An 11,559-nucleotide genomic window follows, 5' to 3' on the forward strand; every position below is an offset into this window, starting at 1 on the left:
AAGCAAGAACTAAGGCGAAGGAACATCGCGAGCATTGGTCGAAACAAATACTTATATTTTATGATTTTACCCGGTCTCTTGTACTTTATTATTTTCAAGTACGTTCCAATGGGGGGCCTCATTATTGCCTTTCAAGATTATCAGCCCTTTTTAGGGATATTCGGCAGTCCATGGGCAGGCTTTAAGCATTTTATCCGTCTATTTACAGAGCCGACGTTTTTTATGTTGTTATCGAACACATTGTTTTTATTTGCGCTCAATTTATTTATCTTTTTTCCGATACCGATCATTATTGCGTTAATGCTAAATGAGGTACGAGTAAAAATGTTTAAAAGCGCAATCCAAACGGTGATTTACATCCCGCATTTTATGTCATGGGTTATCATCGTTTCGATTTCCTACGTATTCTTAACTGTTGATGGTGGGGTTATTAACGAGCTCATTGCGAAAGCAGGAGGAGAGAAGATTAATTTCCTTACTGATGGCGGTTGGACGCGAGCAATGTATATTCTGCAAATCATCTGGAAAGAGATGGGCTGGTCAACAATCATTTATTTGGCAGCGGTTACAGCAGTAGACCCGCAATTATATGAAGCCGCAAAAATGGATGGGGCAAATCGTTTTCGGCAAATATGGCATGTAACATTGCCGGCGATCCGTCCGGTAATTATTATTCTTTTAATCTTAAAAATAGGTCAAACACTCGATCTAGGCTTTGAGCATGTTTACCTATTATTAAACTCATTAAACCGTGAATCGATTGAAATTTTTGACACATACGTTTATACGGCAGGATTGAAGAACGGTCAATTAAGCTATAGTACAGCAGTTGGAATGTTTAAAGGACTCGTTGGCTTAATTCTCGTCATAGGAGCTAATAAGCTAGCGAAAAAGTTTGGTGAGGATGGATTGTATTAACAACAAAAATGATAGCGGTTTCAGGGTGGGGAAAGGAGGTTCATAAAGATGGGGAAAATGGCGGAGCGCTTTAATGAGATTTGCATCCGTATTTTACAGCTTGTCTATCTCAATTTACTATGGATGTCATTTAGTTTATTAGGACTTGTCCTTCTAGGCATTGGTCCAGCTACATTAGCGATGTTTACCGTAATAAGGCATTGGATAAGAGGTAAAAAGGATATTCCTATTTTTTCTACCTTTTGGAAGGCGTACCGCGAAAATTTTATCGAATCTGCAATACTAGGAATTCTTTACTTTGCAGTTGGAGTAGTACTTTATGTAGATTTACTTTTTGTCGAGTCTTTCATGTTACGTACGTTCATTATCATAGTTAGCTTCGTATATCTTGTTTCATTATGCTATATTTTTCCGATTATGGCTCACTATGATTTGAAAAATGTTGTACACAAACTGAAGTATTCAGTTTTATTTGGAATTTCCTATTTACAATATACCTTGCTTTTATTGGTAAGCTTGGCAATTGTTTATCTTGTCCTATTTTTAAACCCTGGCATATTCACCTTCTTCGGAACAAGTATCGGGTGTTATGTTGTCATGTGGTTTACACATCAGGTGTTTCTGAGAATTGAGATGCAAAATATGAAAAAGCAATCACATCAGGTTCACTCATAGTCTATAGATTGATGATAAATAAGGGGGATGGAGATCAATGAAAAAGAAGAAACTTGGAAAATTAATTGCGGTAAATGTGTTAGTTGCCTCTCAACTGTTGCTTGCAGCATGCTCAAACAATAGTGAAAAAACAGGTGGTGACTCAAAGGAATCCTATAGTCTAGATTCTCATCTTGAAGTGAGCTGGACTGCAATTCTTCATACACCATCACCACCTACAGATGTCGTTCTCGATAAGATTGAAGAAGCAACAAATACAACAATTAACTTTAATTGGGTTCCGGATGCATCAAAGGAGGAGCGTATTACAGCAGCCCTTGCTTCAGGTGAATTATCAGATATTGTTTCATTAACGATGTTAACGAATTCCTCTGTTAGACAATCATTGAAGTCAGGCATGTTCTGGGATGTAGGAGAGTACCTTGATGATTATGATAATTTAAAGTTAATTTCTGAGGATATACGTAAGGCAGCATCAATTGATGGAAAGCTATATGGGGTACCGTTTCAAAAGGACCTAGCTCGCTCAGGATTGATTATTCGAAAGGATTGGCTCGATAAACTAGGCTTAGAAGTACCTAAAACATTAGACGAATTATACGAGGTAGCACGAGCATTTACCGAGGATGACCCAGACGGCAACGGAAAAGATGATACTACTGGCTTTGGTGACAGAAGTGATTTAAGATACAGTAGCTTTAAAACATTAAGCTCGTATTTTGGAACACCAAACGGATGGGCAGTAGATGAAAACGGAAAATTTACTCCTGAATTTGAAACACAAGCATATAAGGATACAATGAATTATTCAAGAAAATTATATGAAAATGGCTATCTTGCTCAGGATTTTGCTGTAACAGCGAAAACGGATCAGCAACAAAACTTTGCTCAAGGGAAAACAGGGATTTATACAGGAATGGTTGATATTAAAAACTTAAAGGTAATGGCAAAAGGGGTACAGGATCAAATGGAATTAGTGCCTGTAAACAAGGTTGCTGGTCCAGATGGAAAATATCATATTTGGTCTGAAAATAGTGGTGTCGGTGGATTAATGGCATTTCCTAAATCAGAGGTCGAAAGCGAAGAAGAGTTGAAACGGATTTTACAATTTATCAATGATTTAATTGATGAAGAAGTATTCATGCTTATGACAGGGGGAATTGAGGGAACACATTATGAGCTAGGGGAAAATGGTGAATTTAAGGTTTTAGATGATGCGTTATGGCAAAAGGATGTTCAACCTTTTGCAAGCTCAAGACCAAGTGAAATCACTCATTCAATAGTTGATGCCGATCCTTCTAAGCAATTAGCAAATGAATTGATTAAAGAAAATGAGGAATTTGCTATCCTTGATCCGACAGTACCGCTAGATTCAGCTACAGCAAATGAAAGAGGAACAGAGCTACAAAAAATTATCGTTGATGCAACAATTAAATACATTATGGGTGAACTTGACGAAAAGGGCTTTGATGCAGAGGTAGAAAAATGGAGAAAATCTGGTGGCGAACAGATGATAACTGAATATGAAGAGGCTTACAAAAAGAGTCAGGAATAATTTAGTTTAGATTCCTTCTATGAAGTGGGGGATACGATAACCCCCACTTATCTGATTTTTTAAGAAAAGTTGATTCTACGACGCTATGAGGAGGAAATAGATGAAAAAACTAACGAATGTTTTTTTATGTTTAATTCTTTTACTATCAATTTTTCAAAGTGCTAATGTAACAGCAGCAACAGAATTAGAGCAATCTAAACACTATCTAATTAATGATGATTTTGAAAATCAACAAATTGGTAGTTTACCAGATGGCTATTTATATAGTGCTTCTGTAGAGGGAGTGACTGAAGAAACAAGTGCTGTTTATACTGATCAAATACCAGCTGATTCAACAGGTAATACGTCAGCAAAGGGATTAAGAGTTTTTGATAATGATAGTGGAGCCTCTAAGCGAGCTAGAACGATTGTAACAAAACCATTTGCACCTCAAGAGGGAAGCTTTGGCGTTGAATTGGATATGATGGAGCCAAAAGCTGTAGGGAACTCATATCCTTTACGTATAGAGGACAAGGAAAATGGAAAAACAGCGTTCATCATTGAAATTTCAGGCTCAAGCATCGGTTATAGAGGAAGCGATGGAACGTTTAAAGCTTTCACTTTTGAAGGAAAGAATATTCCGTTAGAAGGAAACAGCTGGTATCATCTCAAGCTATTAGTTGATATGAATGATCAGTCAGTTGAGATGTATATCAATGATGATTATATTGGGAATTTTCCATTTTATGAGGCTGTGACTAGCTTAAACTCTGTTGAGGCCCAAACGGCTGGTTCATCTGTTGGGGATATTTTATGGGACAATTTGAACGTTTATGTAGAACCAACTGATTCACCAAAGGCATTAACAGCAATATCAGGTGACAAAATAGTTGAACTTAATTGGAATGCGGCAAAAGGTGCTTCCTCTTACACAATAAAGCGTAGTACATCAGACGGTGGACCATATGAGACAATTGCAAAGGATATAACGGAAACGAGATATGTTGATAAAGATGTAATGAATAATCAAATCTATTATTATGTAGTATCAGCTGTTAATGCAGTAGGAGAAAGTCAACACTCTAACCAGGTTTCAGTCACTCCAACAGAAATACCAAATCCCCCATCAGCACCTACTGGTTTAACTGCAACTTCAAGAAATAGTCAAATTGATTTAACATGGGACAAATTTGGTGAGAGTAAATCGATTTTGTTTGTTGGTACTGGCATAGCAGCTGATGAAAAAACAATTGCTCATTTAGAAGGAAAGGGTTTTTCCGTAACCTTTAAAAAGGATAATGAAGTTACTTCAGATGATGCAGCTAATTATGATTTAGTCTTTATTGGTGAATCATCAGGGTCAGGGTATATCGGGAAGAAGTTCATCAATTCAAAGGTACCTGTTATCTATGCAGAGCCTTATGTACTTGATGATGTTTATTTAAGCTCAGCTACATCTGGTACTTTTGGAAGCTATGAAAATCAAACATCAATTCAAATAAAAACTAGCCATCACCCCCTTGCAGCAGGACTTCAAGGTACAGTAAAAGTGTATTCTCAAGCAGGTAGTATGAATTTTGGAAAGCCATCTGATGAAGCGATTATTATTGCGACTGCAGCAAACGATGAGGAAAAGGCAACGATTTTTGCCTATGAGGCTGGGGCGAAAAATGTTAATGGAGACCCTGTTCCTGCACGGCAAGTTTCTACCTTTTTATTCGCTGGACAGGAAGATGCGCTCACTTCAGAAGGCTGGAAGTTGATTGATGAGGCTGTAAAATGGGCGCTTGGTATCGATGAAAACGAAGCTGCTTCAAACGTAACTTATAATGTAAAGCGAGCGACGGTAAATGGTGGGCCTTATGAGGTAATTGCAAGCAATGTTGAAGGTACAAGCTATCGTGATACAGGACTTGATAACAACAGAAACTATTTCTATGTTTTATCAGCAGAAAATATCGGAGGAGAAAGTGAAAACTCTTTGGAGGTTAAAGCTATTCCAAGTGCACCGTTACAATCACCAACCGAATTGTCTGCTACTAGTAGTGATAATAGGATTACGCTAAACTGGAAGGCGGTTGATGGAGCAACCTCTTATGAAATCAAGCGCAGTAAAATAAAAGGGAGAAACTATGAAACAGTAAAAAGCGATGTAAAGGAGACGACATATACAGATACTGGATTAACGAATGGCGAAGAGTATTATTACGTCATTAGCGCAAACAGTGAAACAGCCAAAAGTGCTAATTCTGAACCTTTACGAGCAATCGCAAAGTCAAAAAATGGTGTTCCTGATGTTCCAGTTAATTTAAAAGCAAAAGCTGGAGATTCTCAAGTGACATTACAATGGGATGAGGTAAATGGAGCTGACTCCTATATCGTTAAGCGTTCAACATACAAGGAAGGAGAATATAAAGTCATTGCATCGAACATTCCCCTTACAAGCTTTCAGGATGTTGGCTTAGCAAATGGAGAAACGTATGATTATGTCATTTCCGCAGTTAATGAAAACGGAGAAGGTTTTGACTCAGAACCAATTGCAGTGACCCCGGCAAAGGTGTTAATAGTTGCAAAGGAAGGTGCAAGCTATAGAACAGTTCAAGAAGCAATAAATGCTGTACCAGATAATAGCACAAAACGACATGTAATTTACATTAAAAACGGTGAATACCGCGAAAAAATAACGATTCCTAAAACAAAAAGCAATCTAAGTCTAGTAGGTGAAAGCAAGGAAGAGACAGTACTTGTTTATCAAGATAATGCAAACACACCTGGTCCTGATGGAAATCCATTAGGAACATCTAAAAGCTCAAGTATGTTTATATATGCAAATGATTTTATTGCAAAAAATATAACGATTCAAAACGATTCTGGACAAGGTACAGGGCAAGCGGTAGCTGCTTATGTACAGGGGGATCGAGCTTACTTTGAAAATGTGAGATTTCTAGGCTATCAGGATACATTATATACTCATCAATCAAGACAATATTATCAAGGCTGTTATATCGAGGGGGATGTTGATTTCATCTTTGGTCCGGCAACAGCTGTATTTAATGATTGCCAAATTCATAGTAAACGAGATGGAAGCATGATTACTGCTGCAAGCACACCTCAGGAAAGTGAGTTCGGATATGTGTTTATGAATTCAACAATTACTTCTGACGAAGGAATAGAAGGAGTGCGCTTAGGCAGACCTTGGCGTCCATATTCAGCTGTAAGCTATATTAATACAAAGATGGATTCATCTATTGCACCTGACGGATGGGATAATTGGAGTAATGAGGCAAACGAAAAAACTGCTAGATATTCAGAGTTTAATTCCTCAGGTCCAGGAGCAAACTCAAAGGCACGTGATCCATGGTCAAAGCAACTAACTCCAGAAGAGGCTAATCAATATACGATACAAAATATATTGAAAGGCAATGATGGGTGGGATCCAACAAGAGTTGGTATTATCCCAGTTACTGAGATTTCGGCACCAATTATTACACTTGATCAAAGTGATTCGATCGTTAATAAATCAAGCTTTACTATTTCGGGTAAAGTAGATAAAGAAGCTAAGGTAGTCATTAATGAAAAAGAAATTTCCCTTCGCCAGGATAACAGTTTTAAGGTAAATCTTGACTTAGTTAAAGGGGAAAATCATATCGCTATCAAAGCAATCGATTCAAAGGGGAATGTTGGCATTAAGGTGATCAAAGTTGTATATGACCCAATAAAGCCAGCTATTACACTTGATAGCCTTAAGGCTGAGAAAAAGGGAAATCACTACAACACAGCATATAACCCGTTCCCAATATCAGGGAAGGTGAGTGAAGCTGGATCCATTCAAATTAATGGTGAAAAAATCAAACTTGCGGATGATTTCACCTTTACATCACACGTTCGCCTTAAACCAGGAATGAATACAGTAACAATTACTGCGATTGATCTTGCAGGTAATCAGTCTAAGCCAGTAACAATTAAACTAGTTCCTAAGGGTCATGCAGTAGAGGAAGGCCCCGTAAAAATTGTGAAAAGTGAAGCTATTAATGCAAATACTGTTGAGATTACGTTTAATAGTAAATTAAAAAGCTTTGATCCTACTGATTTGGAATTGCAGACAGCAACGAACGATTGGGCTGACCTTAATCCGGGATTGAAGTCAACATTAACAATTGAAGATGTTTCCACACGAGTGAATAAGGACAACCAAACGGTTGCAATTTTCAAAACGAAGGAAGCGTTTAATCAAGATGGAACCGTTCCTTCGCAAAAAACAGAGGATCCATTTCATATTCCTTATTTAAATGCACCGTATTACACTGGTAATCGAGAAAATGACATAAAGCAAGCAGACTATCTAGTAAGCTGGCAAATGGACCATGGCGGTTGGTATAAAAATATGGAGGATAAGTACAACAGACAATGGGACGGTAAGGAGCCAAAATCTGAGATGTATACTCCAGAGGCTGGAGAGTTAGGTGTCATTGATAATAATGCGACAACAAATGAAATTCTGTTTTTAGCCTTGATGTATAAGGAAACAGGGGATAGCAGATATAAGGATTCCGTATTAAAGGGGATACGTTACCTTCTTGAGGCACAATATGAGACAGGAGGCTGGCCACAAGCATACCCTGCAAGAGGAAATTATTCGGATTATGTTACTTACAACGATAATGCGATGATAAGGGTAATGAATGTATTAACAATGGTTGCAAATAAGGAATACCCATTTAATACAGATGTTGTAAATGATTCTCTTGTTAACCAAATCAATGCATCATTAGATTTAGGTTTAGATTATATTTTGAAATCTCAAATAAAGGTGAATGGGAAATTAACAGCATGGTGTGCCCAGCATGATCCTAAGACGTATGAACCAAAAGAGGCTCGTTCCTATGAGCATCCATCGATTTCAGGTTCAGAATCAGTAGGAGTTGTCCAATATTTAATGTCACTACCGAACCAAACCGATGATGTAAAGGCTGCTATAAACGGTGCATTAACCTGGTTTGAAGAGGCAAAGCTTGAAGGGGTTAAATACGTTTCTGGAGACCCTGCTGGCATTTATTTTTACCAAGATGAATCGGTTAACACATGGTATCGTTTTTATGAAATTGGTACAAATAAGCCAATTTTTTCTGGAAGAGATGGTGTGATCAAGCATAACATCCTTGAGATTGAACAGGAAAGAAGAGATGGCTACAGATGGGCAGGGGAATGGCCGCAGAAATTATTAAATATTGCAGCGACAACTGGTTATTACGAAAATCGAGTATTTGTGAATGTTGTTGGTCAGCGCTCTAAAAATGCGGCAGGTGAAACCTTTTCTCTAGGTGAATTACATCGGATTGAGGCAAACTTTTCACAGGCAAAATAATTGTTCGAAATAAGGATAGTACAAACATAGCTTTGTGCTATCCTTTTTAACCATCATAATCATTCGATTTAATTCTTTTCAGAATGCCTTTTGTTTTCCTATTCAAATTTAATGATTGTAGCTGTTATAGCTGGAACAAGCTAACATTTTATTTAACAATTGAAAAATAGATTTATTCAACCGTAAAAACCACATTTTATTAGCTTTCTCGTATTGAACATTTAATGCTTGGTAATAACGCTTGCTTTATCATCAGTCCTAACAAAAATGTAAGCGCTATTATAAATGAAGTTTTTATTTAAAGGAGGAGTAGAGTTGAAGGTGAAAAAGTATTCTCTAGCATTTATGGCTGCATTACTATTGGGTGGATTAGTTGAAATGCCCTTTCCTCAACAGGAAGTGAATGCTGCTTCTGAAGAGGAAAGAAAGGTACTTGCTTTCCCTGGTGCAGAGGGTGGTGGCATGTATGCAAGTGGTGGGCGTGGCTATGACGTATATGAAGTGACAACATTAGAGGATTATAATATCGATGAAGCACCAATAAAGGGTTCGTTGCGGGATGCTGTTAGTAAAGGGAATCGTACGATTGTCTTTCGTGTTTCCGGAACGATACAGCTTAAACAGCCGTTGAAAATTAAGCAAAAGAATCTAACAATTGCGGGTCAAACAGCACCTGGTGATGGAATTGCTGTCGCAGGCTTTGGTACTGATATTTCTGGATCTGAAAATATCATTTTAAGGTATATGAGATTTAGACCTGGGAGTACAAATATTGAATCAGAGCCTGATGCCTTTGGTGGCAGAGATGTAAAAAATGCAATGATTGATCATATTTCAACAAGCTGGTCCGTAGATGAAACTCTTTCCTTCTATCGAAATGAAAACACAACATTACAATGGAGTATCATTAGTGAAAGCTTATATATATCAGGCCATGTAAAAGGTCGTCATGGATATGGTGGAATATGGGGAGGAGAAAATGCGACATTTGCTAATAATTTAATTGCTAGTCATACAAGCAGACTACCAGCTCTAGGTAATACAGGGAACTCACTTCACCCAGTTTCGAGTACTGATTTTGTAAACAATGTTATTTACAATTGGGGATTTAATTCGACTTACGGTGGAAATGATCAGGAGAATAATATAATGAATAACTATTATAAGCCAGGTCCAGCTACACACGAAAATGTAATGAAGCGGATCGTAAGTCCAGGTCAAAATGGCAAGCTTAGCTGGTTTTATGTAGATGGAAATTATATGCATGGCAATAAAGCTGTATCAGAGGATAACAATTTAGGGATTGAGGATATTAAAAACGGTACTTTTTTCTCTGAAACACCATTTTATGTGCTTGGTCATGACACGTTGAAGATAAAATCAGCTGAACAGGCATATAAGGAGGTTCTTGAAAAATCAGGTGCAACATATCCACGCCGTGATGCGGTAGATGCTCGCATTGTTAATGATGTAAAACATGGTACTGGTCGATTTATTAATAATGAATGGGAAACAGGAGGATATCCTGAATTAACGTCATCGGCTGCTCCAATTGATACCGATCACGATGGTATCCCAAATAAATGGGAAGAAGCAAATCGCTTGAATCCAAATAATGCTGAAGATGGTAAAGAAATTACAGCTTCTGGCTATTCAAATCTAGAACTCTATTTAAATTCACTAATTAGTATGGATAAAAAGGCTGAAAACCCGGATGTACAGCTTGTATCGCCAAAATATAATGGCATTTATAAAGCAGGAACCTCCATTAAATTGAAGGTAAAGCTTCAGGATAAACGAAATATTGCAAAGGTAGAGTATTATCAAAATGACCAGAAGATTGGGGAATCAACGAAAGGCTCATTTGATTTTACATGGAATAATGCAGCTGATGGGACATGGTATATTTCCGCAAAGGCGATTGATAAAAATGGAAATGAAACACAAACAACATCAATGCCAATCCATGTAAACACGATGAAGCAATCTGGAGAATGGAAGCCAAAGGATATTGGGAATACGCCACTTAAGGGAAATACGACTAAAGCAGATAAAGAACTCATAGTGAAAGGCTCAGGGCGAATTGACAAAACAGCGGATTCCTTCCATTTTGCTTATCAGAAGGTTAAGGGCGATGCCCAGCTAATTGCAAGAATTGATTCATTAGCAAAGGTTGATAATAATGCGATTTCCGGATTAATGATCCGCGGAGGTCTTGAAAAGGATGCACCTGCTGCAATGATTAGCACATCTGTAGTAAAGGCAGATAAGCAGGATACTCCATATTCGGTCCATTTCTCTTCAAGAAAGGAAAAGGGTGAGGCGATTGTTGCACCAGGTGAAAACGACAGACCCGAGGAAATCGGGGTTCCGTCCTTAAATGGAACAACACTTCCCTATTGGTTAAAGCTTGTAAGAAGCGGAGATTACATTATAGGCTATGCCTCAGCAGATGGTAAAGCTTGGATAGAGGTTGGCAAAGCCGAAATTAGAATTGGTGATGAGGCTTTTATTGGCTTTGCAGTTGATGGAGCTAAAAATACTAGTAAGCTCATTTCCTACAATACGGCAATCTTTTCAAATGTTTCACTAACTAGTAAATAAAAATACTGACATGACTAATCTGGTAATAGTTAAAAGAGAAGGGAGTCGCTTTGCGATGAACTTCTCTTTTCTTATTCTCATGAAAGAGGTCCCACTAATCATTCGTGAAAAAGAGTAATCATTTTATCACATTCATAAAGGAAAGCCTGCTACATCAAGAATTTGCTCAGAGCCTTACATAATGATTGTAGACGAAATATAGAAAATTGACGTAACTTTAACAGGAGAAGAACAACCTAGGAAGAATATCTGAAGGGAGCATAAGTTGTGAGAGATACACCCATACAAACTAATAATCAATCAGGCGAACCTCTAGTACTAGATAAAAAATCGCTTAAGCAAGAACTAAGGCGAAGGAACATCGCGAGCATTGGTCGAAACAAATACTTATATTTTATGATTTTACCCGGTCTCTTGTACTTTATTATTTTCAAGTACGTTCCAATGGGGGGCCTCATTATTG

At 37.7% G+C, this 11,559-nt stretch carries 5 protein-coding genes; all 5 read left to right on the forward strand.

Features of this window, described 5'->3' with window-relative positions; translation table 11 throughout:
* The first annotated feature begins 24 nt into the window (after positions 1–24).
* The 5 genes from HU235_RS21675 to HU235_RS21695 all read left to right on the forward strand — a co-directional run bounded on the left by HU235_RS21675 (position 25) and on the right by HU235_RS21695 (position 11,096).
* A complete protein-coding gene (locus tag HU235_RS21675; RefSeq protein WP_307190694.1) occupies positions 25–918 on the forward strand; it encodes an ABC transporter permease in 894 nt (297 codons plus the stop codon).
* A gap of 48 nt (positions 919–966) precedes the next feature.
* A complete protein-coding gene (locus HU235_RS21680) occupies positions 967–1,593 on the forward strand; it encodes a YesL family protein (protein WP_174881550.1) in 627 nt (208 codons plus the stop codon).
* A gap of 37 nt (positions 1,594–1,630) precedes the next feature.
* Positions 1,631–3,148 (forward strand): extracellular solute-binding protein, encoded by a 1,518-nt coding sequence (locus HU235_RS21685; protein ID WP_174881551.1) that lies wholly within the window; start codon positions 1,631–1,633, stop codon positions 3,146–3,148.
* A gap of 100 nt (positions 3,149–3,248) precedes the next feature.
* Positions 3,249–8,492: a pectate lyase gene (gene pelA, locus HU235_RS21690; protein ID WP_174881552.1), complete on the forward strand. Its 5,244-nt coding sequence runs from the start codon at positions 3,249–3,251 to the stop codon at positions 8,490–8,492.
* Between the two features lie 321 nt (positions 8,493–8,813).
* Positions 8,814–11,096, forward strand: coding sequence for an Ig-like domain-containing protein (locus HU235_RS21695; protein WP_233452351.1), 2,283 nt, complete (start codon positions 8,814–8,816; stop codon positions 11,094–11,096).
* Positions 11,097–11,559: the final 463 nt, after the last annotated feature.

This window comes from Metabacillus niabensis, from assembly GCF_902829255.1.
Taxonomy (GTDB): Bacteria; Bacillota; Bacilli; order Bacillales; family Bacillaceae; genus Metabacillus; species Metabacillus niabensis.